Below are 24,964 nucleotides of genomic sequence, written 5' to 3' on the forward strand. Positions count from 1 at the left end.
CATGAATCAGGAACGTCAGCGAATTGCCGTGATTGGCGCTGGAGTATCAGGTTTAACAGCCGCCTGGCTGCTGGCCGACAAGCACGATGTGCATCTGTTTGAAGCCGGCGACTATGCCGGAGGCCACACCAACACGGAACAGTTTGAAGCTGGTGGTCGCACCTGGCCGGTGAATACCGGTTTTATTGTGTTCAACGACTGGACCTACCCCAACTTCATCAAGTTGATGGATCGGCTCGGGGTGGCCTCTGAAGTGAGCAACATGAGTTTCAGCGTGGACTGCCATGCCAGTGGACTGCAGTACAACGGCACCAGTCTGAACACCCTGTTCGCCCAGCGCCGGAATCTGTTTAATCTGAATTTCCTGAAAATGATCCGGGAGATTCTCCGGTTCAATAAGGAAACCCGTGCCGACCTGGCCGCCGCCACGATTCCGGACGGCGAAACACTCGGGGAATATCTGAACCGCAACGGCTACAGCCGGTACTTCCGAAACTACTACATTGTCCCCATGGGCGCGGCTATCTGGTCTGCGCCGGAGATTGTGCTGGAACAGTTCCCAATCCGGTTTTTTCTACAATTTTTTAACAACCACGGCATGTTATCTGTGGATGACCGGCCCACCTGGCGAGTGATTTCCGGAGGTTCGGCTACCTACGTAAACCGGATGATGGACAAGCTGGGCGAACGCACCCATCTGAACAGCCCGGTAACTTCCGTAAAACGGGATGAGGAGGGCGTTACCCTGGTGGCCAACGGACAGGAACATCGTTTTGACCAGGTCATTTTCGGCTGCCACAGTGACCAGGCCCTGGCCATGCTGGACGACGCCACTGACGATGAGAGAAGCATCCTCGGAGCCATCGCATACCAGAAGAACGACGTGGTTCTGCACACGGACGCCAGCGTACTGCCCTCGAACCGTCTGGCTTGGGCCGCCTGGAATTACATGATCCCGGAACACAGCACGCAACCGGTTTCCGTAACCTACAACATGAAGGTTCTTCAGAACTTCGACGACGCTCCGGAAACCTTTTGCGTCACCCTGAACCGAAGCCGGGATATTAATCCGGAAAAGGTGATCAAACGGTTTGAATACGATCACCCCGTCTTCACTCTGGACGCCGTTGCCGCACAGGAGCGCTACGATGACATCGGTAACCGGAACCGCACCCACTTTTGCGGTGCCTACTGGTTCAATGGCTTCCACGAAGACGGTGTGCGCAGCGCACTGAGAGTTACCCGGGCATTCGGGGTGGAGCTCTGATTATGGCCAGTGAATGGCTGGAAGGCACCATAAGGCATCGGCGCAAGCTACCGGTTCAGCATGAGTTCAGCTACAACATCGGAATGCTCGCCCTCGACCTTGACGACTGGTCCACGGTAACCAGAACCAGTCCGTTTTTTTCCCTCGAACGTTTTAACTGGCTGGGGCTCTACCGGCGGGATTACCTTGACCCGGAAGTGCCCAGCCTGCGCCAGGCGGTATTCAACCGGGTTAAAAGCGCCACCGGCTGGGCTCCGGATGGGCCAATAGAGCTGGTTACCCACCCGCGCTACCTGGGCTACATTTTCAATCCGGTCAGCTTTTACCTGTGCTATGAAAGGGGCTGCAGGCCAGACGCCGGTGCCACCCCCCGTGTGATTGTCGCCCAGATTACCAACACCCCCTGGAAACAGCGCCATGTGTACTGCATGGAATGCACCCAGCCGGGGCCGGGCTCCGATAACGCCTGGCACACCGAGCGTTTTGCTTTCAGCAAACGCTTCCACGTTTCACCATTTAATGGCATGAATCAGCACTACCAGTGGCTGTTCAGTTTTCGCGGCAAGGACATGCGCGTTCACATGAATGTGGAAGAGGAAGGCCGCAAGCATTTTGATGCCACGCTGGTAGTCCAACGCACCCCTCTTGATCGTAAAACCCTGCACAGGAGCCTGAGACGGTTTCCCCTGGAAACCATCAAAGGCGTTGCCGGTATTTACTGGAATGCCCTGAAGCTGAAATTCAAAGGGGCCCCCTTTTACACCCACCCGGACAAACTCGATGCAACCGACAGCGCCTACCAGCGCGGTACCGAGGATCTGGGGCTGGATGTAACGGAAAAACCATCGGCACAACAAGACAACGCATTTGATTCGGCAGGAAGGGTAAGCTCATGGAGAACCTGAACACCTCGGTTGAACACCAGCGCACCGGAAACACGGGGCTTTCGTTGATCAGCCGTGTCGCAAAGCACCTGGCTTGCCAGCAACTGGCGCAGCTTGGTCATGGCAGGCTGGTGATCAGAGAGGCAGGAGGTGAGGACCTCGTATTCGGTGATGGCGATGACCGCTATCCGCAGGCCGAGTTAGTGATCCACAACCACAGCACCTGGCGGGATCTGGTGACCGGTGGCAGCATCGGTGCTGCCGAATCGTTTGTGGCAGGTGACTGGAGTTCACCAGATCTGACCGCCCTGCTTCGGTTCTTTACCCGCAATATCGACACCATGAACCGGTTTGAAGACCGGTTTGCCTGGATCAGCAAGCCAGCACTCAAGGCACTGCACTGGCTGAACCGCAACACCCCGGAAGGCTCCCGCAAGAACATCAGCGCCCACTACGATCTGGGCAATGACCTGTTCCGCCTGTTCCTGGACCCAACCATGATGTATTCCTCCGCCATTTACCCCCGCGAGGATGCAACCCTGGACGAAGCGGCCGTTCACAAGCTGGATACCATCTGCCGCAAGCTGGATTTAAGGCCGGAGGACCGGGTGGTGGAAATCGGTACTGGCTGGGGTGGCTTCGCCATTCACGCCGCCAAACACTATGGCTGCCATGTCACCACCACTACCATTTCCAGGGAGCAGCTGGAGCTGACCAAGGCGCGAGTGAAAGCGGAAGGCCTGGAAGACAAGATTACGCTGCTGTTCGACGACTACCGCGATCTGCAGGGGCAGTTCGACAAACTGGTGTCCATCGAGATGATCGAAGCCGTTGGCCCCCAGTTCCTGGACAGCTACCTGTCCCAAATCAGCCACCTGCTGAAGCCGGATGGCCTGGCGCTGATTCAGGCCATTAACATGCCGGAACAGCGTTACCACCGGGCATTGAAGAATGTGGATTTCATCCAGCGTTACATTTTCCCCGGCAGCTTTATCCCATCGTTTGGCGCTATTCTTGGCTCTATGAACCGGGGCTCAGACCTGGTACTGACCCATGCCGAAGACTTCGGCTTTCACTACGCCCGAACGCTGAGGGACTGGTGTGATCGGTTCATGGTGTGCCGTCAGGAACTGGAACAGCTGGGATACGACCAGGCCTTCCAGCGCCTGTGGCATTTCTATTTCGCGTACTGCGAAGCTGGCTTCAGCGAGCGGGCGATTGGCGTTGCCCATCTGGTCATGGCCAAGCCGGCCAACAAACGCGCGAATATTCTGAGTGTATGATCACTTCAAAAAACGCCCGTAACCTGCTGAACTTTATACTGTTCCAGACAGGCTGGCTGGCCTGCGTGCTGTACCCCGGGCTAGCTACGGTTGGGCTGATCCTGGTGTTCCTGGGGCTACATCTTGCTCTGGTCAGTCAACAGCGGTTTTCCGAACTGCAGTTTATTGGCTTTGGCGTGGTGCTCGGCGGACTGATGGATACATTCTGGTTCCGAACCGGGGTGCTGGCCCTGGATTCCGGAGAAGAGGTGCTGGCGGCCCCGCCCTGGCTCATCGCGATCTGGGCCATCTTCATGACCACCCTGTGTCATTCCCTGGGCTGGATTGGCCAGCGCCAGTGGTTGCCGTGGGCTCTGGCCCCCATTGCCGGCCCCTTTGCCTATTGGTCCGCCAGCCAGCTCGGTATAGTGGCGCTGCCGGACCTGACAGTTTCCCTGGTCGCCATGGCCGTCGGCTGGTTCGTCCTGTTTCCGTTGCTGCTGTTCATTCGCAAGGCCCTGTATACGGAGCTGGAAACATGAAACTCGCTGGTTCGACGGCCCTGACCGTATTCCTGGCAGCAGCCGCGTTTCCCGTGGCTGGCGAGGTATTTGAATTTTCAGGTACAGCCAAACAGGATGGGAAGGTGCTTTACCAGGAGGATCATCGAGTCGAAGGCACGTGTTCCGAAGGCGTCTTCGCCCCGGTTAATCACCAGGTTTCCTACCGGACTCCGGAAAGCCGCGACGAGTTTGCCAGCAAAATGCTGTCTTACAATAGCTCCCCATTCCGTCCGCAACTGGAATTCCGCCAGCCGACATTCGGAGAAGCTTTGACCATCACCTACCCGCAGGAGCAGGCACTCAACATCGTCTGGCAGAGTCCAGCGGGAGACACCCGCGAATTCATGGTCCCCTTTGACCAGAGCCTGGTGGTGGATTCAGGTTTTGATTACTTTGTCCGGGCAAACTGGGAACGCGTCCAACAAGGCGAGTCTGTGGAATTCCGGTTTCTGGCCCCCACCCGGGGCGATCACTACGGTTTTGTTCTGGAGCCAGCCACTTCTGTAAAGGTGAACGCAGAGGTGACCGTGCAGATCCGCCCCACAAGTCTGGTATTACGGTTTCTGGTGGATCCCATCGTGCTGGGCTATAGCTCAGACGGCGCACTGACCGACTATCTGGGGTTGACCAACATCCGGCAAGATGCCGAATCCAACCACATTGCCCACATTCGCTATCAGGTTGCCCGCTTGCCGGATTGTGAACTGACACGGTAATCCGGTCGCAGCTGCCAGACGGCACCCGGCCTGGGGTGTGTTAAACTCCGAAAAAATTTTTCCGGAGATTCTGCGCCCATGATGTTTGTGTCGTTCAATGTGAACAGTATCCGCACCCGCCTGCATCAGCTCGAAGCCGTGATTCAGCAGCTTAATCCGGATGTCATCGGTCTTCAGGAAACCAAGGTCACTGATGAGGAATTCCCGGTCGAGGCCATTCGCGAGCTCGGTTATCACGTTCACTTTCATGGCCAGAAAACCCACTACGGTGTTGCCCTGTTATCCCGCGCGGAGCCGGAAGAGGTCCTCAAAGGCTACCCCTCTGATGGTGAAGACTCCCAGCGGCGCCTGATTACCGGCCATTTCACCGTTAACGGCGAACCCCTGACCGTCATCAACGGTTATTTCCCCCAGGGGGAAAGCCGGGACCACCCTGTAAAGTTTCCTGCCAAGGAAAAGTTCTACGCCGACCTGATGGCCTACCTGGACCAACTGGCCAAGAAACCCGGCCATATTTTGGTAATGGGCGACATGAACATATCGCCCACAGACCGCGACATCGGCATTGGCGCCGACAATGCCAAACGCTGGTTGCGTTCGGGAAAATGCAGTTTCCTGCCGGAAGAGCGGGAATGGCTTGGGCAAGTTGAACAACGGGGCTTTACCGATGTATTCCGCCATCTGCACCCGGACGAAGCCAACACCTTCAGTTGGTTTGACTATCGCAGCAAAGGCTTTGAGCGTGACCCGAGGCGAGGCCTGCGCATTGACCTGATCATGGCCAGTGACAGCCTCCTGCCCAAGGCAAAAGCAGCTGGTGTGTCCTACGATATCCGGGCCATGGAGCGACCATCCGATCACTGCCCGGTGTGGGCCTCATTCGACCTCTGATTGACCGGGCCATTACGGATGAAGAAAGTCAAAACCAGGGATCGGATCCTCGACACCAGCCTGCTGCTGTTCAACAGCCTTGGGGAGCCCAACGTCACCACTCTGCTGATCTCTGATGAGCTGGAGATCAGCCCGGGCAACCTGTATTACCACTTCAAAAGCAAAGGCGATATCGTTGAGGAATTGTTCCGGGCCTATGAGGCAGAGATGCTGGATCTTCTGGCGGTGCCCGAGGAAGCAGACGTGCCCATGGACCAGTTCAGCTTCTTCCTGCATCTGCTGTTTGAAGCCGTGGCCCGCTACCGTTTCCTGTACCAGGATCTGGTCAACGTCCTGTCCCGTTACGATCAGCTTCAGGTTCGATTTCGCAGGATTCTCAAAAAGAAGGAATTGGCGTTCAACACGCTGTGTGAGAGTTTTCGCCGGCAAGGCATCATGAACATCGGTTCGGATGAACTGGCTTCGGTGTGTGAGCAGCTTACCCTGACGGTGTGTTACTGGAGTAGCTTCGACACGCTTTCGCATCTGGATGACCGGGAGTCAGTGGACCCGGGCCGCGGTGTCTATCAGATGTTGCACCTGTTGCTGCCCTACCTGAACGAAGAAGAACAGGAACAGGTCCGGCTCACCAGCCGGACCTATCTCTAGAGCTTATTCTTCCTCGTCGCGCGCAGTGTTCTGACCGCGCAGCCTGGACAGCTCACTTTCCAATGCCTCGATACGGCGCTCCATAGCTTCGATTTCTTCCCGGCGATGGATGCCGAGGCGACGGAGCGCGCCAGAAACCCGCTGGTCGAACATATGCTCGAGTTTGTCCCAGGTCCCGGTGGCCCGCTCACGAACCTCGCCTACCCGATCTTCCACGGTGCGGATCTGTTTCTCGACCACACCCCGGGTTTTGCTCTCCAGCTGTTCGCCTTCCTGAACCAGACGATCAAAGAACTTGCCGGCGTCCTCTTCCGCTTTGGTGTAGGCGCCAAGCCCAGCCAGCCAGATTTGCCGGGCGGAATCCTTGATCTTGCCCGCCAGTTGCGGATCATTTTCAGGATTTTTGTCGTCGTGCTCAGACATGCATACCTCATGGGAGTCGGGCATTAGCGGTAGCTGTCATTGTATTACAGCCGGGGCCGGATTGCAGTGGTGGCCCTGAGAACCGCATAACGAAAGGCCGCAGTATAACCACTGATGCAATATGAAAAAATGTTTTCAAACGAAAGCGCCTCTCACTTGAACTGTTCAAATTATGGTCAATACTTCCCAATACCGGCATCCCTGTTGATGTCGGTTTGTCTGGAAGTCTTTCATGGATACTACTCGCACGCCTCTGCCCGGCATTCCCTGCCGGGCTTTTTTTGTTATTATTTCTCCCCATTATATGGTTATTCCAAAACCGATATTTCGCGGGAGTCTATGAATGATTGATATTGCCTGGAGCCAGTTTACCCCTGGCGCTGCACTGACCGGCGGCCTGCTGATCGGCCTCGCCGCTGCAAGCTTCCTGCTTTTGAACGGCCGCATTGCAGGAATAAGTGGAATACTGGGTGGCCTGTTGGTGCCTGCCCGCCGCGATATACTCTGGCGGGTGGCTTTTCTCGCCGGGCTTGTAGGCACCCCAAGCCTGTGGCTGTTGTTTTCCGAGCTTCCACCCATTCAAGTTGACGCAGGTTACCCGGCTCTGATCCTCGCCGGATTGCTGGTGGGTATAGGTACTCGCTACGGCTCAGGCTGCACCAGTGGGCATGGTGTCTGTGGATTGTCTCGTCTGTCGCTTCGCTCACTGGTCGCAACCCTCAGTTTTATGGCAACAGGATTTATAACCGTATTTGTAATTCGCCACCTGATGGGAGCCTGAAAAATGAAATACTCTCTAACCTCACTTCTGGCAGGACTGATTTTCGGATCGGGCCTCATGGTGTCGGGTATGGCCAATCCGGAAAAAGTACTCGGTTTTCTCGATATCGCCGGGCTTTGGGACCCGTCACTGGCCTTCGTGATGGGAGGCGCAATCATCGTCGGACTGTTCGCTTTCACTGTCGCGCGCAGGCGCACTCTTTCATTCCTTGGATTCACGATGAAAATGCCGGCGAACAACCGTATTGAGCCCAGACTTGTTATTGGCAGCATGATGTTCGGTATTGGCTGGGGCATTGCCGGTTTTTGTCCAGGGCCCGCCCTGGTGGCTCTTGGTGCCGGAGAAATCAAGGCCGTGGTCTTTGTTGCGTCCATGGTGGCCGGTATGATGGCATTCGAAGTGATCGAGCGGATTAAACGACCGTCGTTGGGAGACACGCGTGGATATCAGAAAAATTGATGACAGTATTTCCGTAGCGCCACAAATCGCTATTGAGGACGTCGCCGAAATTGCGCGTCTGGGGTTTCGGACCCTGGTCGCCAATCGGCCCGACCAGGAAGAATACGGCCAACCGGCCATGGCCGACATTGAGGCCGCAGCAAAAGAACAGGGCCTTGAGTGGGTCTACATGCCGGTTGAGTCTGGCAATATTACCGACCAGGACGTCGAACGTTTCGCGCCCATGATCCGTGATGCCGAGAAACCCGTACTAGCCTTCTGTCGTTCCGGCACCCGCTGTACGGTACTATGGGCCCTGAGTAGCGCCCGCGACCACCAGCCTGAGGAAATCCTGTCCCGGGCACGGAATGCAGGTTACGACATTACCGGGCTTATTCCCCGCCTGATGCAGCAGGCCGGCAAGCGTTAATTTTCACCTCACGGAACGTCTCAATGCCTTACAACGGGATCGATAACTACCGCCACAATGAGCCGGATCGGCTCGGTGTGCTGATCACCAATCTTGGAACCCCCGACGCCCCTACCACTCCGGCCCTCAGGAAATACCTCGCGGAATTCCTCTGGGATCCGCGGGTTGTCGAGTTACCGCGCCCCCTGTGGTGGCTGATTCTGCACGGCGTCATCCTCCGCATTCGCCCCCGGAAAAGTGCGGAAGCCTATGCTGGTGTGTGGGAAAAGGACGGTTCTCCCCTGCTGATTCACACAGCGAAACAGGCTGAGGGTATCCGTGAGGCCATGAAACAGCGCTTCGGCACCAATGTGGTGGTAGGTTTCGCCATGCGTTATGGCAACCCTTCCATACCCCGGGTACTGGACGAGATGCAACAACAGGGCGTGCGCAAGCTGCTGGTACTTCCGCTGTATCCCCAGTATTCAGCCTCGACCACGGCCTCAACGTTCGATGCCATTTCAAAAGACTTTACCCGGCGACGCTGGCTGCCCGATTTCCGGTTTATTTCCCATTACCAGGATTTCCCGCCGTACATCGAAGCCATGGCGCGCCATATTGAATCGCACTGGGCCGAACATGGCCGCAAGGAAAAGCTGATTCTCTCCTACCACGGCGTGCCGCTGAAATACCTGCTGAAGGGCGACCCGTACCACTGTGAATGCCATAAGACATCACGGCTGCTGGCGGAGCGTCTTGGCCTCGGTAAAGACCAGTACATGACCACTTTCCAGTCCCGGTTCGGGCGGGAGGAATGGCTGCAACCCTACACCGATGAAACCCTTAAAGCCTTGCCCGGAAAAGGGGTAAAATCCATTGATGTATTCTGTCCTGGTTTCTCCGCCGATTGCCTGGAAACCATCGAGGAGATTAACGAGGAAAACCGCGAATACTTTATGGAGTCCGGCGGCGAAGGCTTTAGCTATATTCCCTGCCTGAACGCCACTCCTGGGCACATCGATGCCCTGGTGCAACTGGTGGAGGACAACCTTCAGGGATGGGATATTCCCGAGAACACACCGGAATCCCTTGAACAGCGGGCCACACTGGCGGAAGAGCGCAAACAGGCCACCTTCCCTGGCCGCAGCGATATCTGAAAAACAGGACGGTGCCATGAGACTGAATTGCGATCTGGGGGAAAGCTACGGCGCCTGGCAAATGGGCCAGGACGACCTGGTTATGCCCCTGATCGACATGGCCAACGTGGCCTGTGGCTTTCACGCCGCAGACCCTATGGTGATTCGCAAAACACTGGCACTGGCAGCTGCCCATGACGTGGCGGTTGGCGCTCACCCGTCCTATCACGACCTGCCCGGCTTCGGCCGGCGCTCGATTCACCACACGCCGGAAGAGATCGAAGCCCTGATGCTGTATCAGCTCGGGGCGCTCGAAGGCATGTGCCGGAGTGAAGGCCTGACGATAAGCTACGTCAAACCCCATGGCGCCCTGAATAACGACATGATGCGGGACAACAAACTGCTTCGCGCCGTGATGGACGCCGTACGCACCTTCCGGACCGATCTGCCACTGATGATTCCGGTCACCAGCAATTACCGCGAACATCAGCAGATGGCGGCCGATGTTGGCCTTCCCCTGCTGCTGGAAGCCTTTGCTGACCGTGCCTACGATGACGAAGGCCAGCTGGTTTCCCGGCGCCAGGCCGGAGCCGTGCACGAGAATCCGGACATCATCGTTCGCCAGGCAAAGTCGTTTGCTGACAAAGGTGGTGTGTTCAGTACCACCGGCCACTGGCTTGAGCTTCCCGCCGACAGCCTGTGCGTGCATGGCGACAATGATGCCGCACTGGAGGCGATCAAAGCCATCCGCAAGGCGCTCGGCAAATCCGGCCAATGATTGAACCGGTTTCCGAAGACACCATCCTGATTACCCTGGCCCCGGCCATTGACGATACCCTGCCCGCTCGCATTGCCAGCCTCGTCGACAGCATCCGTCGTTCCGGTTTTCACTGGCTGGTGGATATGGTGCCCTCATACACCACATTGATGGTGGTGTACGACCCCATGCTCATCGATTTCCGGCAGGTAACCGCCGAACTCAGGCCCATCATTCAAAGGCTGAGCACACAGGCGCACACGGCGGAATTGAAAAGCCGCCTGGTGGAACTGCCGGTGTATTACAGTGCCGAGACCGGGCCTGACCTGCAGTGGCTGGCCTCGGAAAGCGGCCTGGATTGCGAGGAAGTGATTCGTCGACACAGCTCGGTTGAATACCGGGTGCATGCGCTTGGATTTGCCCCCGGCTTTGCCTTTATGGGGCAGGTTGACCCCAGCATCGCCGCACCCCGGAAAACCACTCCGCGCAAACAGGTACCCGCCGGAAGCGTTGGTATTGCCAATCGGCAGACAGCAGTTTACCCGCAGGTTTCTCCGGGCGGCTGGCAGTTGATCGGCCGCTGCCCGACACGCCTTTTTGACCCAACCAACCTGTCGCTCCTCAGGGTCGGCGATCGGGTGCGCTTTACACCCATCAGCCGGGAGGCGTTTCTGGCCGCCGGTGGGGAGCTCATTCCATGAGCTGGCTGGACGTCATTCATCCCGGCGTGCAAAGTTCTGTGCAGGACAGTGGTCGCCGGGGTTATCGCCACCACGGGCTGGCCGCAGGCGGCGCCCTTGACCTGGTTAGTTATGCCTGGGCCAACAAGCTGCTGGACAACCCTCGCGATGCCGCCTGCCTGGAAATCATGCTGGGCGGATTCTGCGCCATTGCCCACGGCTCGCTCCAGATTGCCGTCACCGGCGCCAGAACCAGCGTGACCGTGAACGGCGAACCCGTTGAACTGTGGCGAACCTTGAACCTGAACGACGGCGACGAGCTGGCCATCAGCCATTCGGCTCACAACCGGCTTATCTACCTGGCCGTGGCGGGAGGACTGGATTCGCCGGAGCAGTTCGGCAGTCGTACGGTGGTTGTTCGGGAAAAGCTCGAGGGCCGGGGCCCGTTAAAGACAGGAGATAAACTAGTACCACGGGAACCGCAACGAAAAGTGCCAAGCCGGGAAGTGCCCGCGCACCAGCGCCCTGATTTCAGTTCAGAGGTGGTTATCGGCTTGATACCGGGCTATCAATACTCACAGTTTCAGCGTACGGATATCCTGCGGCTGACAACGAGCAGCTACACCGTGAGCGATCAATCTGACCGGATGGGTTTCCGGCTTCAAGGGGCGGCTCTGGCCTCACCACCGCCCGGCATCATCTCCGAAGGCATTGCCCACGGATCCGTTCAGATTCCCGGCGATGGTCAGCCTATCGTGCTACTGAACGATGGCCAGACGATTGGAGGGTACCCCAAGCCCGGCGTGGTACCAGCGCTGGATTGCAGCCGCCTGGCTCAGCAACTACCCGGTGGCCGTGTCCGGTTCGAATTATGCGATCTGGCTACGGCGCAGAATCAGCGTCGGCTTTTTGAACTTCACTATCAGAACACTCGCTGGTGTCAGAATGGCCAGGCACTTGAGTGGCTTTGATTTCCCCGGCATGCTCAAGGTCGGGAACAGCCTGGCAAAAAGTGCATTCTTCCGTATCCACGGCCGCCCCACCCGTCTCGACATAACGCACGCGATGGCTCGCCCTGCCTCGATTGGCTGACACGGCAAATCGGCGGTTTTTGCGATCTGACTGTTCCTGATTTTCCGGTTCTTCAGCCATGGATGAAATCTCCCGGATATGAAGCGTGGTGTTTGGAATCCAACGGAGGGATTGGTGTAACCAGGATATTGGGGTATCAAGAGGAAAAACAAGAAGAAAAATGGCGGTGGGCCAGGGATTCGAACCCCGGGACGGCTATTAACCGTCGGCGGTTTTCAAGACCGCTGCATTCAGCCACTCTGCCAGCCCACCGTCTTGTCGAAGCATCGGGAAACGCTTCGGCTAGCTGCCTTGTCGACAGCGGGAGGAATGATACCGGATTTGCCCCCTCTGTCAACGCCCTGCAAGAAAAACAAAGCAAATTCCGTGGCTTCTGGTCAGAGCTTAGACAAGATTACCGCGTTTTAATGGAATCCATTTGGTGTTTCTCTGTCGTAAATGATTGAAAGTTGCGGTTTCGACATTATGATGGTCTACAGTATCCAGTTGCACTAGAGCACTAAACGGAGATGACAATGGAAGACAGACGTTTCGGCGTTCAGAACAACCAGGCGGCCTACTCGCCGGCCAGCGAAACCAGTCGCGCAGCGGCAGGTATCAGCGACGACGCCATGAAGGTGTTGCGCAACACCTACATGTTGCTCGGTATGACCCTGGCGTTTTCAGCCGTGACCGCGTTCCTGAACATGAATGGCACGCACCCGGGCTTCCTGATTACCATCGTGGGCTACATCGGCCTGCTGTTTGCCACCTATAAGCTGAAGAACAGCCCCTGGGGCATCGTCACCACCTTCGCACTGACCGGCTTTATGGGTTATACCCTTGGCCCGATCATCGGTGCGTTTGTTGCTGCAGGCGCCTCACAGATTGTTGCTCAGGCACTGACGTTGACTGCCGTCGCGTTCGTGGGCCTGTCCGCAACCGCCATCATCACCAAGAAGGACTTCAGCTTCCTGTCCAGCTTCCTGACCGCTGGTGCATTCGTGCTGATTGGCGCCATGCTGCTGGCGTTCTTCATGGAGAGCTCAGTTCTGCACCTGGCCGTTTCCGCAGGCTTCACGATCTTCGCTTCGATCATGATCCTGTTCGAGACCAGCCAGATCATCAAGGGTGGCGAGCGTAACTACATCATCGCCACCGTAGGCCTGTATGTGTCCATCTACAACCTGTTCGTCAGCCTGCTGCACCTGCTGTCAGCGTTCAGCGGCGAAGATTGATCAGTACACTCAGCCCAACGCCTTGAGAAAACCCCGGCCTATGCCGGGGTTTTTGCTTTAGGTACACTTGCAGGGTTTCCATCAGTCAGCATCCAGATTCATGCCTCAGCCACTCAGTTACACACTCGTGATTACCGGTGCCCCCTGGGCAACACAGGCTCCCCAGACTGCCCTGTCATTCGCTCAGGCCCTGCTGAAAGCGGGCCACCGTATCGACCGGGTGTTCCTGTATGGCGATGGCGTACACCTGGCGTCAGCCCTGAGCGCTCCTCCCTCCGATGAGCAACACTGGCCGCGACTGTGGTCTGAATTCCTTTCCGGGAACAACATCACAGCGGTCGCCTGCATTGCTTCAGCCCTGCGCCGCGGCATTGTCGATAAGACCGAACAGGCCCGTTACGAGCTGACTGCCAGCAATCTCAGGGCACCCTTCGAAATTGCCGGTCTTGGCGAGTGGGTAGAGGGAAACCTGAAGTCCAACCGGGTTCTTTATTTTCACGGGACACACTGACCATGACCACCCTGATTGTGATCGATCAGCCACCCTATGGCTCCTGGGCAGGACGAGACGCGCTGGACATGACCTTCTCCCTGGCGGCCTTCGACCAGCCCGCCGCCATGCTGTTTCTGGGGGCTGGCGTCAACTGGCTGTGCAAAGGCCAGGCCGCCGATGCCGTCGGCCAGAAATCTGTGGCGAAGAACCTCTCTGCGGCCGCCCTGTTCGGCGTTGAACAGATACTGGTGGATGCCCAAGCATGCGCGCAATATGGACTGGAGTTCGACGATTTGCTGTCAGGAAGCATGCCGTCGGAGTCGATTTCCGAAACCCTGAGCCAGTTTTCCCGCGTTGTTTTTGCCGGATAGGACCCTGTCATGCCTGAAAACACGACCGCAACCCTGCACATCATCAACAAAGCTCCGGAACACGCCAGATTCCGGCATTGTCTGGCATCTGCTCAACAGGGTGACACGCTACTGCTGATTGAAGATGCCGTGTTGGCGCTGCTCGATCGCGGAAAGGAGTTGCCGGGGGCTTCTTATGGCCTGGAGGCGGACGCAAATGCGCGCGCCGTGGCCAATCGCGTGCCCGCAGATCAACTGGTCGACTACGCCGGTTTTGTGCAGCTGACCGTTAATCATTCACGAATCATCAACTGGTAAACCATGAGTGCTTCGAATTCGCCTGAGAGAAACAACGAGGGTTTTCTGGAGGACGCGGCCACCTGGACCGATGAGGTAGCCTGGGAAATCGCTCAGGAAGACGACATTGAGTTAACGGAAAAACACTGGGAAATCATATATTTTCTAAGGAATTTTTATAAACAGCATGAAATTTCACCGCCATCGAACCGTTTGTTCGTGAAGGCCGTGAGAGAGGCGCTGGGGGACGAGAAAGGAGACAGCATCTACCTGATGACACTGTTCCCCGGAACACCCGCCAAAACTGCCTGCCGGATTGCCGGACTGCCTCGTCCTACGAATTGCCTCTGAGCCAGTGGAAGATATCGCACTGTTACTTGTCGCGCTTTTCGGCTGACCGCGCCTGATTGGCTTGCTGTTCTTCGGCAGCGGCCCCCAGAAAAGTGCTCAGCCCGTTTTCAAACAGGTTTGAACCAAACTTGAGGAACTGGCGAGTGGATTCCCTGGTGGCACCGTCCCAGGCGCTTTGGGGTATCTGCCGGATAGATTCAGCAACACCCTTCTGAACGCCGCTGGTCACCTTCGGCTCAATCTCATTGGCGGTATCAATCAAATCCTGAATGCGCTCAGCCAGCCATGGCTTTACCACCCAGAACCAGAACGCGAAGAGAACAGCCGTTACGGCGAACGCTGTCAAAAAAATCTGTGTGAGGATCTGTGCCCAAACTGGCATACGCTATTCTCCCTGGTGTGGTTAGCCCAGTACGGCCCGGGGCAAGCCGGTCATGGCAAGAAACTGAACGAGCCCGGCCACTGCACCAAACAAGCCACCCACGAACATCAGCTGAATTTCTTCCTCCCGGAACGCCGGCCTGAGTATGTCCTGGAATTCTTCCGGTCGCAGGGCCTTCATCTGGCTGGCCAGCACCCCCGCGACGACTGGTGCACGCTCACGATTGAAAGCGGGATCACTGAATACATCCCGCGTGGCCAGCACCGCTTTCTGATTCATCACACGCTTGAGCTCGGTGTAACCGGTCATACCCACAGACACCTGGGCCGCCAGCTTCATGACCATGGAATTGTCGAGCATGGGGCGCAGGTGTTTCTGGATGATGGCGCGGGTACGGTCACCATGCTGACCGTTGATCATGGCATCGGCGACTTTCTCGACCGTGATCAATTCCTCCGCCACCAGACGCGCCCATATATCGCTGATTTCATCCTGCCGACGCAGGAACAGCCCCTGCAATTGCCAGAACAGCACTCTGCGCGGACGTACCGGAGCGAAAATCAGGTTGATGGCAATCCAGTTAGTCACGAAGCCTATAAAGAACCCGCCCACCGGCAGTAACCAGGGCTGGGGGTAGAACACGGAAACCGGCGCCAACGCGGCACCCATCACCGCTCCGATGATAGCGCCCCGATTAATAACCGACCTGAGCTCAACCGCACCGGCCTGCTGGAAGATACGATTCATCAGGTCCGGATGGTTCTGCAACTCCCGACTCAACAGCGCCTTGAGATCGACCAGCTCATCAAGATCGTCACCAAAATCCTCCACCAGCTCCTCTACCCGATTGGGTAGCTGTTGCCGCGCCCACTGATAGATCCGGGCCCGAACAAACAGCGGCAGATTATCCCAGAGTACCGGCTGGATTTCGTACATGACCTCGTCAATGTACTCATCCATGCGGGGCGTCACCTGAGCCACCACCTGTTCCACAATGCGGTTGGGCTCCAGCTTCTGGTACACAGAATTCAGGTCGCCAAACTTCTGCAGGGTGCGATCAATACAGATGTGGGCCATTTTCTCGGCCTTGCGCGGAATTACCCCTTGCCAGCCAATAACCCCAACGCCGATGAACCGGACAGGATGAAAGGACATCTGAATGGCGAGCCAGTTAGTGAACCATCCCACCACGGCAGCCATTACAGGCACGGACACAAGAGCAAGGTCAGTCAAGCGTTACCCCGAAATAGAAAAAGCATTCGCTCACACGGCACGGATAATACCCGGCCTTTGATTCTGTTTATGTGACCGATAATGAAGTATTGCGCTTAACAGGCCATTGGCCGTGTAGCCAGGCAAGGCAGGTGTTTCTGGCAGCCGCCAGAGAAGGGGCGACTGCCGGAGGAAGGGTGCAACTTATTGATAGTAAGCGTTTTCGGTATTCGAGTGGTCTGTCACATCACGCACCGCGGAGATTTCAGGTACGCGTTCCTTCAGTGTCTTCTCGACACCCTGCTTCAGCGTCAGGCTGACCGCAGAGCAGCCCTGGCACCCGCCACCAAAGCGCAACACCGCAACCGATTCGTCAACAATCTCAACCAGCGAAACATCACCGCCATGAGCTGCCAGGTTGGGATTGATTTCAGAGGCCAGCACGTAGTTCACACGCTCCGGCAGGGGCGCATCATCAGCCACCTGCGGCACCTTGGCATTAGGCGCCTTGATGGTCAGTTGCCCGCCCATCTGATCCTTGGAGTAATCGACATATGCGTCTTCCAGGAACGGCACCGAATTATGGTCCAGATACAGAGTAAACTTCTCCAGGTTGACCTGCTCATCGGTTGGCACAACTTCATTGGGCGGACAGTATGCCAGACAGGTCTCTGCGTTGCGGGTGCCGGGCTGGGTCACGAAAATGCGTACGCCCATACCTTCAACGTCCTGCTTTTCAATCAGTTGCGCAAGATAATCCCTTGCGGAATCAGTCACAGTTACCAGAGCCATGCTTCCTACCTGTTATCAAGTGTGACTGACATTTTATGAGAGATCGCCGGAACATAAAAGACCAAGTAAAATAGTCGGGCATTAATGGGGTAATCAGTTTCCCTTATCCCAACGGCGGACAGGCAAAACGGAACTTGATAATGATCATCCGTACTAAGACGCCTTTCAGCATTTTTGCTATGATCCCGCGCCAAAACGTAAAACACGACGTTAATAACGACACCCGGAAGAGTTTTCTATGACCGATCGCAATACACGCCTGGAACAGCTGCACCAAGCCCTCAAGGAGCGGATTGTCATTCTTGATGGTGGCATGGGCACCATGATCCAGAACCAGAAACTGGATGAGGCCGCATTCCGGGGCGATCGGTTCAAGGATTACGAACGGGAAGTCCAGGGCAACAATGACCTGCTGAACCTTACCCAGCCTGCCCTGCTCCGCAACATCCATGCAGATTATCTGGATGCCGGCGCCGACATTATCGAGACCAACACCTTCAACTCCACCAAGCTGTCACAGGCCGACTACGGTCTGGAAGAGCTGGCCAGGGAACTGAACGTGGCTGCGGCGAAGCTGGCACGGGAAATCGCCGACGAGTTCACCGCCAGGAATCCCGACAAGCCGCGGTTTGTGGCCGGTGCCGTGGGCCCCACCTCCCGCACCGCCTCTATTTCACCGGATGTGAACAATCCCGGTTACCGGAACGTGGATTTCCAGACTCTGGTCGACAATTACTACGAGGCGGTCTCCGGCCTGGTCGAGGGCGGCTCAGACCTTATTCTGATCGAAACCATTTTCGACACTCTGAACGCCAAGGCGGCAATCTACGCGACCCAGCAGTTCTTTATCGACAGTGGTATTGAGCTGCCGATCATGATTTCCGGAACCATCACCGATGCCTCTGGCCGAACACTTTCCGGGCAAACCACCGAAGCTTTCTACAACTCGGTTGCCCACGCAAAGCCGATTTCCGTGGGTCTGAACTGTGCTCTTGGCGCGGACGCGCTGCGGCCTTATGTGGAAGAACTGTCGAACAAGGCCGAAACCTACGTATCAGCCCACCCCAACGCCGGGCTGCCCAACGAGTTTGGCGAATACGACCAGACCCCGGAGGAAATGGCCGAGATCATTGAAGGCTTTGCCAAAGACGGCTTTCTCAACATCATTGGCGGCTGTTGCGGTTCGCGCCCGGACCATATTGAAGCCATCGCCAGGGCCGTGGCCAAGTACCCGCCGAGACAAATTCCTGAACGCCCGAAAGCACTCAGGCTCTCCGGCCTGGAACCGTTCACCGGTGACGAAAACACCCTGTTCATCAACGTCGGTGAGCGCACCAACGTAACCGGTTCCAAGCGCTTCCTGCGGCTGATCAAGGAAGAGCAATATGAAGAAGCCCTGAGCGTTGCCCGGGACCAGGTTGAGAACGGTGCGCAGATCATCGATATCAACATGGACGAGGGCATGCTGGATTCCAGGGAAGTGATGGTTACCTTCCTGAACCTGGTGGCCTCTGAACCAGACATTTCCCGCGTACCGATCATGATCGACTCGTCCAAGTGGGACGTGATCGAAGCGGGTTTACGCTGCATCCAGGGCAAGGCCGTGGTGAACTCCATCAGCCTGAAAGAAGGCGAAGAGGAGTTCATCAAACGTGCCAGGGACTGCATGCGTTACGGCGCTGCGGTGGTGGTGATGGCCTTTGACGAAGACGGCCAGGCCGATACCTTCGAACGCAAGACTGAAATCTGCAAACGCTCCTATGATGTGCTGACCGGCATCGGCTTCAACCCGGCCGACATCATTTTTGACCCCAACATCTTTGCCATTGCTACCGGTATTGAGGAGCACAACAACTACGCAGTGGACTTTATCAACGCCACACGCTGGATCCGGGAGCACTGCCCCCACGCCTCTATCTCCGGCGGCGTAAGCAACGTCTCGTTCTCATTCCGCGGCAACGATGCGGTGCGTGAGGCCATCCACTCGGTTTTCCTGTATCACGCGGTCAAGGCCGGCATGAATATGGGCATCGTGAATCCCGGCCAACTGGTGATCTATGACGAGATCGAGCCTGACTTGAAAGAACTGGTGGAAGACGTGGTTCTGAACCGCCGGGATGACTCCACCGATCGCCTGCTCGAAGCGGCCGAAAAGTTCAGAGGCAAAGGCGGCCAGGCCAAAGAGGAAGACCTTGCCTGGCGTGAATGGCCCGTTGAGAAGCGCCTGGAGCATGCCCTGGTTAAAGGCATTACCAGTTACATTATTGACGACACGGAAGCCTGCCGGCAAAACGCCAGCCACCCCATCGAGGTAATCGAAGGCCCGCTGATGGCCGGCATGAACGTGGTTGGCGATCTTTTCGGTGACGGCAAGATGTTCTTGCCCCAGGTGGTCAAAAGCGCCCGGGTGATGAAGCAGGCCGTGGCGCACCTGATTCCGTACATCGAAGCTGAGAAAACCGAAGACCAGCAGGCCAAGGGCAAGATACTGATGGCCACGGTCAAGGGCGACGTACACGACATTGGCAAGAACATTGTTGGCGTCGTCCTGCAGTGCAACAACTACGAGGTAATCGACCTTGGCGTAATGGTGCCCTGTGAAAAGATTCTGGAAACAGCCCGAAAAGAAAATGTCGACATGATTGGCCTGAGCGGCCTGATCACACCGTCACTGGATGAGATGGTGCACGTGGCCCGGGAAATGCAGCGCCTGGATTTCAGAATTCCCCTGATGATTGGTGGCGCGACAACTTCCAAAGCCCACACCGCGGTCAAAATCGAGCCCCAGTACAAGAACGACATCGCCCTTTACGTGTCTGATGCCTCCCGCTGTGTGAACGTGGCGTCCCAGCTGTTGAGCAAGACCGCCAAGCCGGCTTTCGTGGAAGCAGCCCGCACCGAATATGATGAAATCCGGGAACGCCGGAAGAACCGTGGCGACCGCACCAAGCTGGTGTCGCTGAAAGAAGCCCGTGCCCGTGCACCGGAAATCGATTTCGAGAACTACCAGCCGCCCAAGCCTGCGTTTACCGGTGTCCGGGTGTTCGAAGAGTATGATCTGAACGAACTGGTGGACTACATCGACTGGACACCGTTCTTTATTTCCTGGGACATCGCCGGCAAATACCCGGCCATTTTTGACGACCCGAAGCGTGGCGACGCCGCCCGTACCCTGTTTGACGATGCCCAGAAACTACTGAAACAGATGATCGGGGAAAAGCGGATCTCCGCAAGAGGCGTTATCGGGTTCTGGCCCGCCAATCGCCGGGGTGATGACATTGTGGTGTACACCGATGAGTCCCGAACCGAAGAGCTGACTACCCTGCACCATTTGCGTCAGCAGGATGAGAAGGCTCCGGGCAAGCCAATGATGGCGCTGTCCGACTTCGTGGCGCCGGAGAGTCTGCATCTGGGCGATTACGTGGGCGGCTTTGCGGTGACCACCGGCATCGGCGTCGACGAACTGACCACTGAGTTCAAAAACGCCCACGACGACTACAGCGCCATTATGGTGCAGGCCCTGGCAGACCGCTTGGCCGAAGCCTTTGCCGAACGCATGCACGAACGGGTGCGCAAGGAATTCTGGGGTTATGCCACCGATGAACAGATGGCCAACGAGGACCTGATCAAGGAACGCTATCGTGGTATCCGCCCGGCCCCCGGCTACCCCGCCTGCCCGGACCACACTGAAAAGGCCACACTGTTCAAACTGCTGGACGCCACCGCTAACACCAGCCTGCAGCTAACGGAGCATTTTGCCATGTATCCAACCGCAGCAGTCTCCGGTTGGTACTTCGCCCACCCGGAAGCCAAGTACTTTGCCGTTGGCAAAATTGGCGTTGATCAGGTTGAGGACTATGCTGAACGCAAAGGCCTGACCAAGGCTGAGGCTGAACGCTGGTTGATGCCAAGCCTGGCGTACGATCCGGCGGAATAACCTGAGGCGTATTCCATGAATGACGTGACCGAAAACAACAATAACAATGAACGCCCCCGCAGCCCGGGGGTTCTGAAGATCATGCAAAGCATCCTTGCCGGCGCTTTCGGTGTGCAGTCTGACAAGCGCCGCCAGGAAGACTTTTCACACCACAGCCCGCTGCCCTATATCGTTGCCGGCGTTCTGTTTACCGTCGCGTTTGTGGGCGGGCTGATCATCGTGGTCAAACTGGTATTGGCCGGGCAGTAGCCTACTGCCCGGATACCCAGACCACCGCAAAGGCCACTGCCAGCAGCACGAGCAATACCGCCGCCACTGCATCGGCCTGACTGTCTGATTGCACGGATTTTTTCATGGCACTTCCTCCTTCCTACCCGAAGTTGTTGTTTTTCTGGCTTTCCCGATCAAGTAAAGCAGCAAATTGACATTCGTCCAGTTCCGGCGGCGATCACTTATCACCTGAATCGATAATGTTATGTTGAAATAATCATTTTGAGAATAAAAACACGATGGTATCCTGCCTCGCAGGAATAAGGCCCGGTCCATGAAACCCGGCCGTAAATTTTAGCTCTTCTGATGTAGCAGGCAGGACGTTCCACTATGTACGTTTATGATGAGCACGACCGGCAGATAGCCGCAGAGCGTGTTGCCCAATTCCGTGACCAGACCGAGCGCGCCCTTGCTGGTGAGCTGTCTGAAGAGGAATTCCTTCCACTTCGACTGCAGAACGGACTTTATGTTCAGCGTCTCGCACCCATGCTCCGTATCTGTATCCCTTACGGCATGCTTCGCTCCGAGCAGCTCCGCCGTTTGGCACGCGTAACCCGGGACTATGATAAAGGCTACGCTCATTTCACCACCCGCACCAACATCCAGCTGAACTGGCCGAACCTGGAAGACGTGCCCGATATCCTGGCTGAGCTGGCGGAAGTGGAAATGCACGCAAATCAGACCAGCGGTAACTGCATCCGGAACACCACCACGGACCCGTTCTCCGGTGTCCAGGTGGACGAAATTGCTGATCCTCGCCCCTACTGCGAGATTATTCGCCAGTGGTCGACATTCCACCCGGAATTTGCGTTTTTACCACGTAAATTCAAAATTGCCGTGAATGCCTCTGAACACACGGATCGTGCGGCTATCCGGGTCCATGACATCGGCTTGCAGCTGGTGCGCAATGACCAGGGCGAACTCGGCTTCCGGGTGCACGTCGGTGGCGGACTTGGCCGTACCCCCATGGTTGGCCCGGTCATCCGCGACTTCCTGCCGGAACTGGATCTGCTGACCTACCTGGAAGCCATTGTCCGGGTTTACAACCGCTACGGCCGCCGTGACAACAAGTTCAAGGCGCGTATCAAGATTCTCGTTAAGGCACTGAGCCCGGAAGGCTTCGCCGAGAAAGTGGAAGCAGAGTGGGCCCACATCAAGGACTCTCCTTCAAGGCTGACACCGGAGGTGGTGACCAAATTCCAGGGCTACTTTACTGAGCCGTCCTATGATGCACTGGACAATGCCACCGACCTGCTGGCAACGCAGCGCTTTGAGAACCGTGAGTTCGACAAGTGGCTGACCCACAACGTCAACAGTCACAAAAAGCCCGGCTACGCCATTGTGACCCTGACACTCAAGAAGACCGGTACGCCCCCGGGGGATGTCACCGACTTCCAGTTGGAGCAGATTGCCGACCTTGCGGATGAGTACAGCTACGGCGAAGCCCGGGCCACTCACGAGCAGAATGTGGTGCTGGCAGACGTCCGCCAGGATCGGCTGTTTGAGCTCTGGCAAAAGCTTGTGCCTTTGGGCTTCGCAACGGCGAACCTGAACACACTGAACGACGTTATCTGCTGCCCCGGCGGCGATTTCTGCGCCCTGGCCAACGCCAAGTCGATTCCTGTGGCTGAAGCAATCCAGCGTCGTTTTGATGACCTGGACTTCCTGTACGACCTCGGTCCCATCGACCTGAACATTTCAGGCTGCATGAACGCCTGTGGCCACCACCACGTGGGCAATATTGGTGTTCTGGGCGTCGACAAGAAAGGCGAAGAGTTCTATCAGATCAGCCTGGGTGGATCGTCACACCACGACGCCACCATCGGCAAGATTCTGGGGCCGTCCTTCGCTCGTGAGGAAATGCCAGAGGTCATCGCCAAGCTGATCAATGTTTACGTAGAAAACCGGACGGAAGAGGAAACCTTCCTGGACACCTATCGCCGGGTCGGTCTGGATCCTTTCAAGGAGCGGGTATATGCCTGATGTAATTGCCGCTGACGGCACGATTCGTAATGACGACTGGGTTGTGGTGCCCCGCCCTGCGGCGGGTGAATCCATGGATATTCCTGAAGATAAGCCGGTCTTGATTCCGGCAGATCTGTGGCTGGCCGGCCATGAGCACTTTGCCGCAAAGCCCTCAGTGGGTGTCTGGTTTGACAGCCACGATGAGCCGGAATTGCTTGGCGAGAAAGTGAATGAATTGCCACTGATCGCGGTGAATTTCCCGCGCTTTGTCGATGGCCGTGGTTACAGCATTGGCCGTTTGCTACGTGAACGGTTCGGGTACCGCGGCGAGCTGCGAGCCATTGGCGATGTTCTGCTTGACCAGCTTCAGTTCATGAAGCGCTGTGGCTTTGACAGCTACGTACTGCGCGCTGACAAGGACATTGCAAAGGCACCGAAGTGCCTGAGCTTCTTCACCCAGACCTACCAGGCTGCGACCGACACGGACCAGCCCCTGTTCCGCCGCCGGGCCTCCTGAGACCAATCACCAGCGCATGAGTCGTCATGCGCTGGTGTTCAGTTCTGGTTTACTGCATTTTTTGATTCCGAAACGCACTCAACACTTTCCAGACGGTATGTTCCAGCGCCGCGCTGGTAGCCAAACCGAGCTTTTCCGGCAGTGTACGTTTGCGCTGGAAAGACACTGAGATCACGTCTCCCCGCTCACAAGCCTCAATCAGGTATTCGTCAGACGTTTTGATCTCATCGATCAGCTTCACGTCCAGAGCGCGCTTGCCGAACCAGATATCTCCATTGGCAACCGCCTGAATATCCAGATCCGGACGCCGCTCACTCACATACTCCTTGAACAGGACATGGGTATCCTCCAGGTCCTCGAGGAATTTCTGGCGTCCCTTATCGGTATTCTCACCAAAGATTGTCAGCGTTCGCTTGTGTTCACCCGCGGTGAGCACCTCAAAGTCAACGTCGTTCTTTTTCAGGAACCGGTGGAAGTTCGGGAGTTGCGCCACCACCCCGATGGAACCGAGCACGGCAAACGGCGAAGCAATAATGCTATCAGCCACGCAGGCCATCATATAGCCGCCGCTGGCCGCAACCTTGTCGACGCAGGCAGTCAACTTGATGCCTTTGCTGCGAACACGATCCAGCTGGGCTGCCGCCAACCCATAGGCATGAACCAGACCACCGCCGCTCTCCAGGCGGATAACCACTTCGTCCGTTTCCGGATTGGCAACACTCAGAACCGCCGACACTGAACGCCGCAGGGTATCGGTATCGCTGGCTTTAATGTCACCGTCGAAATCGAGCACGTAAACCCGCGCCGTTTTCTCTTCGGTAGCGTCAGGTTCTGGCTGCTTCTTCGCGGCTTTCTTTTCAGCCTTGTCCTCTTTTTTCTTTTTCTTCTGCCAAGCCTTTCGTTCCTGGTCTGTCATCAACCTGGCCTGGATTGACTCTCTGAGCCGGCGATACTGATCGTTCAGCTTGCGTATTTTCAGCTCACCCTCACCTTCGTGATCGTCCCGGTCTTTCTGGGTTGCCGAGACAATGATGGACACGAGCACAATCGCCGCCACCACGAAAGTCGCCACCTTGGCGAGAAACAGGCCGTATTCGGTCAGAAATTCCAAAATGCAGTCTCCACACGTATTTGCAAACCCCGAAGTGTACCGCCTCGGCACAGGCCTGATAAGCCCGCGATAAAATTAAAACAAGCGTTCGATCAAGCTTGACACGAACCGGCTCTAACCATA

At 56.6% G+C, this 24,964-nt stretch carries 28 protein-coding genes and 1 tRNA gene; 23 read left to right on the plus strand and 6 right to left on the minus strand.

The annotated features are described in order from the left end of the window. The first annotated feature begins 1 nt into the window (after position 1). The 7 genes from ARC85_RS09755 (at position 2) to ARC85_RS09785 (ending at position 6,231) form a co-directional block, all read left to right on the plus strand. Positions 2 to 1,267 carry an NAD(P)/FAD-dependent oxidoreductase gene (locus tag ARC85_RS09755; protein ID WP_278350625.1) on the plus strand — a complete coding sequence of 422 codons (1,266 nt, stop codon included), beginning with the start codon at positions 2 to 4 and terminating at the stop codon, positions 1,265 to 1,267. A 2-nt stretch (positions 1,268 to 1,269) separates the two neighbouring features. Then, positions 1,270 to 2,172 (plus strand): DUF1365 domain-containing protein, encoded by a 903-nt coding sequence (locus tag ARC85_RS09760; RefSeq protein ID WP_153739894.1) that lies wholly within the window; start codon positions 1,270 to 1,272, stop codon positions 2,170 to 2,172. Then, on the plus strand, positions 2,160 to 3,434 hold the full coding sequence (locus ARC85_RS09765) for an SAM-dependent methyltransferase (RefSeq protein WP_153739895.1): 1,275 nt from the start codon (positions 2,160 to 2,162) through the stop codon (positions 3,432 to 3,434). Before ARC85_RS09760 ends, ARC85_RS09765 begins: the two co-directional genes overlap by 13 nt. After that, positions 3,431 to 3,955, plus strand: coding sequence for a DUF2878 domain-containing protein (locus tag ARC85_RS09770; RefSeq protein ID WP_153739896.1), 525 nt, complete (start codon positions 3,431 to 3,433; stop codon positions 3,953 to 3,955). Before ARC85_RS09765 ends, ARC85_RS09770 begins: the two co-directional genes overlap by 4 nt. Continuing rightward, a complete protein-coding gene (locus ARC85_RS09775; RefSeq protein ID WP_153739897.1) occupies positions 3,952 to 4,692 on the plus strand; it encodes a hypothetical protein in 741 nt (246 codons plus the stop codon). The genes ARC85_RS09770 and ARC85_RS09775 overlap by 4 nt, the downstream gene beginning before the upstream one ends. A 78-nt stretch (positions 4,693 to 4,770) precedes the next feature. After that, positions 4,771 to 5,583: an exodeoxyribonuclease III gene (xthA, locus tag ARC85_RS09780; RefSeq protein WP_228223580.1), complete on the plus strand. Its 813-nt coding sequence runs from the start codon at positions 4,771 to 4,773 to the stop codon at positions 5,581 to 5,583. An 18-nt stretch (positions 5,584 to 5,601) separates the two neighbouring features. Further along, positions 5,602 to 6,231 carry a TetR/AcrR family transcriptional regulator gene (locus tag ARC85_RS09785; RefSeq protein WP_023010163.1) on the plus strand — a complete coding sequence of 210 codons (630 nt, stop codon included), beginning with the start codon at positions 5,602 to 5,604 and terminating at the stop codon, positions 6,229 to 6,231. 3 nt (positions 6,232 to 6,234) lie between these two features. Here ARC85_RS09785 and ARC85_RS09790 read toward each other — a convergent pair whose 3' ends face one another. Continuing rightward, the gene (locus tag ARC85_RS09790; RefSeq protein WP_011784979.1) at positions 6,235 to 6,654 is read right to left on the minus strand and encodes a phasin family protein; all 420 of its coding nucleotides are present in this window, start codon (positions 6,652 to 6,654) and stop codon (positions 6,235 to 6,237) included. A gap of 343 nt (positions 6,655 to 6,997) precedes the next feature. Between ARC85_RS09790 and ARC85_RS09795 the strand changes: the two genes are divergently transcribed. From ARC85_RS09795 to ARC85_RS09825, 7 genes are read left to right on the plus strand one after another with little or no spacing between them, the layout of a single operon-like run. Then, positions 6,998 to 7,435 (plus strand): YeeE/YedE family protein, encoded by a 438-nt coding sequence (locus ARC85_RS09795; protein WP_286714750.1) that lies wholly within the window; start codon positions 6,998 to 7,000, stop codon positions 7,433 to 7,435. A gap of 3 nt (positions 7,436 to 7,438) precedes the next feature. Next, entirely contained in the window at positions 7,439 to 7,894 is a 456-nt protein-coding gene (locus ARC85_RS09800) for a YeeE/YedE family protein (protein WP_286714752.1), read from the plus strand. After that, positions 7,875 to 8,303, plus strand: coding sequence for a protein tyrosine phosphatase family protein (locus ARC85_RS09805; protein ID WP_199451673.1), 429 nt, complete (start codon positions 7,875 to 7,877; stop codon positions 8,301 to 8,303). The genes ARC85_RS09800 and ARC85_RS09805 overlap by 20 nt, the downstream gene beginning before the upstream one ends. Positions 8,304 to 8,326: 23 nt before the next feature. Next, on the plus strand, positions 8,327 to 9,439 hold the full coding sequence (gene hemH, locus ARC85_RS09810) for a ferrochelatase (RefSeq protein WP_286714753.1): 1,113 nt from the start codon (positions 8,327 to 8,329) through the stop codon (positions 9,437 to 9,439). Positions 9,440 to 9,455: 16 nt separating this feature from the next. Continuing rightward, positions 9,456 to 10,196 carry a 5-oxoprolinase subunit PxpA gene (locus tag ARC85_RS09815; RefSeq protein WP_286714755.1) on the plus strand — a complete coding sequence of 247 codons (741 nt, stop codon included), beginning with the start codon at positions 9,456 to 9,458 and terminating at the stop codon, positions 10,194 to 10,196. Beyond that, entirely contained in the window at positions 10,193 to 10,876 is a 684-nt protein-coding gene (gene pxpB, locus ARC85_RS09820; RefSeq protein WP_286714756.1) for a 5-oxoprolinase subunit PxpB, read from the plus strand. Before ARC85_RS09815 ends, pxpB begins: the two co-directional genes overlap by 4 nt. Next, positions 10,873 to 11,826 carry a 5-oxoprolinase subunit C family protein gene (locus ARC85_RS09825; RefSeq protein ID WP_286714758.1) on the plus strand — a complete coding sequence of 318 codons (954 nt, stop codon included), beginning with the start codon at positions 10,873 to 10,875 and terminating at the stop codon, positions 11,824 to 11,826. The genes pxpB and ARC85_RS09825 overlap by 4 nt, the downstream gene beginning before the upstream one ends. A 282-nt stretch (positions 11,827 to 12,108) precedes the next feature. On the opposite strand, the gene ARC85_RS09830 is transcribed toward ARC85_RS09825, so the two are convergent. Next, positions 12,109 to 12,199, minus strand: a tRNA-Ser gene (locus ARC85_RS09830). Between the two features lie 263 nt (positions 12,200 to 12,462). On the opposite strand from ARC85_RS09830, the gene ARC85_RS09835 reads away from it, so the two are divergent. The 5 genes from ARC85_RS09835 (at position 12,463) to ARC85_RS09855 (ending at position 14,655) form a co-directional block, all read left to right on the plus strand. After that, on the plus strand, positions 12,463 to 13,164 hold the full coding sequence (locus ARC85_RS09835; protein ID WP_153739902.1) for a Bax inhibitor-1/YccA family protein: 702 nt from the start codon (positions 12,463 to 12,465) through the stop codon (positions 13,162 to 13,164). Between the two features lie 100 nt (positions 13,165 to 13,264). After that, a complete protein-coding gene (tusD, locus tag ARC85_RS09840) occupies positions 13,265 to 13,675 on the plus strand; it encodes a sulfurtransferase complex subunit TusD (protein WP_153739903.1) in 411 nt (136 codons plus the stop codon). Positions 13,676 to 13,677: 2 nt separating this feature from the next. Beyond that, positions 13,678 to 14,028, plus strand: coding sequence for a DsrE family protein (locus ARC85_RS09845; RefSeq protein WP_153739904.1), 351 nt, complete (start codon positions 13,678 to 13,680; stop codon positions 14,026 to 14,028). A gap of 9 nt (positions 14,029 to 14,037) precedes the next feature. Further along, positions 14,038 to 14,325, plus strand: coding sequence for a sulfurtransferase complex subunit TusB (gene tusB, locus ARC85_RS09850; protein WP_153739905.1), 288 nt, complete (start codon positions 14,038 to 14,040; stop codon positions 14,323 to 14,325). A 3-nt stretch (positions 14,326 to 14,328) separates the two neighbouring features. After that, positions 14,329 to 14,655, plus strand: coding sequence for a TusE/DsrC/DsvC family sulfur relay protein (locus ARC85_RS09855; RefSeq protein WP_153739906.1), 327 nt, complete (start codon positions 14,329 to 14,331; stop codon positions 14,653 to 14,655). 22 nt (positions 14,656 to 14,677) lie between these two features. On the opposite strand, the gene ARC85_RS09860 is transcribed toward ARC85_RS09855, so the two are convergent. The 3 genes from ARC85_RS09860 to nfuA all read right to left on the minus strand — a co-directional run bounded on the left by ARC85_RS09860 (position 14,678) and on the right by nfuA (position 17,041). Further along, positions 14,678 to 15,037 carry a hypothetical protein gene (locus tag ARC85_RS09860; RefSeq protein WP_153739907.1) on the minus strand — a complete coding sequence of 120 codons (360 nt, stop codon included), beginning with the start codon at positions 15,035 to 15,037 and terminating at the stop codon, positions 14,678 to 14,680. A gap of 21 nt (positions 15,038 to 15,058) precedes the next feature. Next, positions 15,059 to 16,270 carry a DUF445 domain-containing protein gene (locus ARC85_RS09865; RefSeq protein ID WP_194841878.1) on the minus strand — a complete coding sequence of 404 codons (1,212 nt, stop codon included), beginning with the start codon at positions 16,268 to 16,270 and terminating at the stop codon, positions 15,059 to 15,061. Positions 16,271 to 16,453: 183 nt separating this feature from the next. Further along, on the minus strand, positions 16,454 to 17,041 hold the full coding sequence (nfuA, locus tag ARC85_RS09870) for a Fe-S biogenesis protein NfuA (protein ID WP_011785011.1): 588 nt from the start codon (positions 17,039 to 17,041) through the stop codon (positions 16,454 to 16,456). A gap of 238 nt (positions 17,042 to 17,279) precedes the next feature. On the opposite strand from nfuA, the gene metH reads away from it, so the two are divergent. The 4 genes from metH to ARC85_RS09890 all read left to right on the plus strand — a co-directional run bounded on the left by metH (position 17,280) and on the right by ARC85_RS09890 (position 23,730). Next, positions 17,280 to 20,978 (plus strand): methionine synthase, encoded by a 3,699-nt coding sequence (gene metH / locus ARC85_RS09875; protein WP_153739908.1) that lies wholly within the window; start codon positions 17,280 to 17,282, stop codon positions 20,976 to 20,978. Positions 20,979 to 20,993: 15 nt separating this feature from the next. Next, entirely contained in the window at positions 20,994 to 21,227 is a 234-nt protein-coding gene (locus tag ARC85_RS09880; protein ID WP_014421407.1) for a DUF2970 domain-containing protein, read from the plus strand. A gap of 351 nt (positions 21,228 to 21,578) precedes the next feature. Further along, positions 21,579 to 23,231 (plus strand): nitrite/sulfite reductase, encoded by a 1,653-nt coding sequence (locus ARC85_RS09885; RefSeq protein ID WP_153739909.1) that lies wholly within the window; start codon positions 21,579 to 21,581, stop codon positions 23,229 to 23,231. Beyond that, positions 23,224 to 23,730, plus strand: a complete 507-nt coding sequence (locus ARC85_RS09890; protein WP_022991198.1) for a DUF934 domain-containing protein — start codon at positions 23,224 to 23,226, stop codon at positions 23,728 to 23,730. The genes ARC85_RS09885 and ARC85_RS09890 overlap by 8 nt, the downstream gene beginning before the upstream one ends. A 49-nt stretch (positions 23,731 to 23,779) precedes the next feature. On the opposite strand, the gene sohB is transcribed toward ARC85_RS09890, so the two are convergent. Then, complete coding sequence (gene sohB, locus ARC85_RS09895) at positions 23,780 to 24,841, minus strand: protease SohB (protein WP_286714759.1); 1,062 nt, start codon at positions 24,839 to 24,841, stop codon at positions 23,780 to 23,782. Between the last annotated feature and the right edge of the window lie 123 nt (positions 24,842 to 24,964).

Origin of the sequence: Marinobacter sp. tcs-11 (assembly GCF_002049515.1) — a bacterium.
Lineage (GTDB): Bacteria > Pseudomonadota > Gammaproteobacteria > Pseudomonadales > Oleiphilaceae > Marinobacter > Marinobacter nauticus.

What these genes read in the sequence shown, in the direction of transcription:
- ARC85_RS09755 (WP_278350625.1), top strand. Translation starts at nt 2, where the DNA reads ATGAATCAGGAACGTCAGCGAATTGCCGTGATTGGCGCTGGAGTATCA.
- ARC85_RS09760 (WP_153739894.1), top strand. Translation starts at nt 1,270, where the DNA reads ATGGCCAGTGAATGGCTGGAAGGCACCATAAGGCATCGGCGCAAGCTA.
- ARC85_RS09765 (WP_153739895.1), top strand. Translation starts at nt 2,160, where the DNA reads ATGGAGAACCTGAACACCTCGGTTGAACACCAGCGCACCGGAAACACG.
- ARC85_RS09770 (WP_153739896.1), top strand. Translation starts at nt 3,431, where the DNA reads ATGATCACTTCAAAAAACGCCCGTAACCTGCTGAACTTTATACTGTTC.
- ARC85_RS09775 (WP_153739897.1), top strand. Translation starts at nt 3,952, where the DNA reads ATGAAACTCGCTGGTTCGACGGCCCTGACCGTATTCCTGGCAGCAGCC.
- xthA (WP_228223580.1), top strand. Translation starts at nt 4,771, where the DNA reads ATGATGTTTGTGTCGTTCAATGTGAACAGTATCCGCACCCGCCTGCAT.
- ARC85_RS09785 (WP_023010163.1), top strand. Translation starts at nt 5,602, where the DNA reads ATGAAGAAAGTCAAAACCAGGGATCGGATCCTCGACACCAGCCTGCTG.
- ARC85_RS09790 (WP_011784979.1), bottom strand. Translation starts at nt 6,654, where the DNA reads ATGTCTGAGCACGACGACAAAAATCCTGAAAATGATCCGCAACTGGCG.
- ARC85_RS09795 (WP_286714750.1), top strand. Translation starts at nt 6,998, where the DNA reads ATGATTGATATTGCCTGGAGCCAGTTTACCCCTGGCGCTGCACTGACC.
- ARC85_RS09800 (WP_286714752.1), top strand. Translation starts at nt 7,439, where the DNA reads ATGAAATACTCTCTAACCTCACTTCTGGCAGGACTGATTTTCGGATCG.
- hemH (WP_286714753.1), top strand. Translation starts at nt 8,327, where the DNA reads ATGCCTTACAACGGGATCGATAACTACCGCCACAATGAGCCGGATCGG.
- ARC85_RS09815 (WP_286714755.1), top strand. Translation starts at nt 9,456, where the DNA reads ATGAGACTGAATTGCGATCTGGGGGAAAGCTACGGCGCCTGGCAAATG.
- pxpB (WP_286714756.1), top strand. Translation starts at nt 10,193, where the DNA reads ATGATTGAACCGGTTTCCGAAGACACCATCCTGATTACCCTGGCCCCG.
- ARC85_RS09825 (WP_286714758.1), top strand. Translation starts at nt 10,873, where the DNA reads ATGAGCTGGCTGGACGTCATTCATCCCGGCGTGCAAAGTTCTGTGCAG.
- ARC85_RS09835 (WP_153739902.1), top strand. Translation starts at nt 12,463, where the DNA reads ATGGAAGACAGACGTTTCGGCGTTCAGAACAACCAGGCGGCCTACTCG.
- tusD (WP_153739903.1), top strand. Translation starts at nt 13,265, where the DNA reads ATGCCTCAGCCACTCAGTTACACACTCGTGATTACCGGTGCCCCCTGG.
- ARC85_RS09845 (WP_153739904.1), top strand. Translation starts at nt 13,678, where the DNA reads ATGACCACCCTGATTGTGATCGATCAGCCACCCTATGGCTCCTGGGCA.
- tusB (WP_153739905.1), top strand. Translation starts at nt 14,038, where the DNA reads ATGCCTGAAAACACGACCGCAACCCTGCACATCATCAACAAAGCTCCG.
- ARC85_RS09855 (WP_153739906.1), top strand. Translation starts at nt 14,329, where the DNA reads ATGAGTGCTTCGAATTCGCCTGAGAGAAACAACGAGGGTTTTCTGGAG.
- ARC85_RS09860 (WP_153739907.1), bottom strand. Translation starts at nt 15,037, where the DNA reads ATGCCAGTTTGGGCACAGATCCTCACACAGATTTTTTTGACAGCGTTC.
- nfuA (WP_011785011.1), bottom strand. Translation starts at nt 17,041, where the DNA reads ATGGCTCTGGTAACTGTGACTGATTCCGCAAGGGATTATCTTGCGCAA.
- metH (WP_153739908.1), top strand. Translation starts at nt 17,280, where the DNA reads ATGACCGATCGCAATACACGCCTGGAACAGCTGCACCAAGCCCTCAAG.
- ARC85_RS09880 (WP_014421407.1), top strand. Translation starts at nt 20,994, where the DNA reads ATGAATGACGTGACCGAAAACAACAATAACAATGAACGCCCCCGCAGC.
- ARC85_RS09885 (WP_153739909.1), top strand. Translation starts at nt 21,579, where the DNA reads ATGTACGTTTATGATGAGCACGACCGGCAGATAGCCGCAGAGCGTGTT.
- ARC85_RS09890 (WP_022991198.1), top strand. Translation starts at nt 23,224, where the DNA reads ATGCCTGATGTAATTGCCGCTGACGGCACGATTCGTAATGACGACTGG.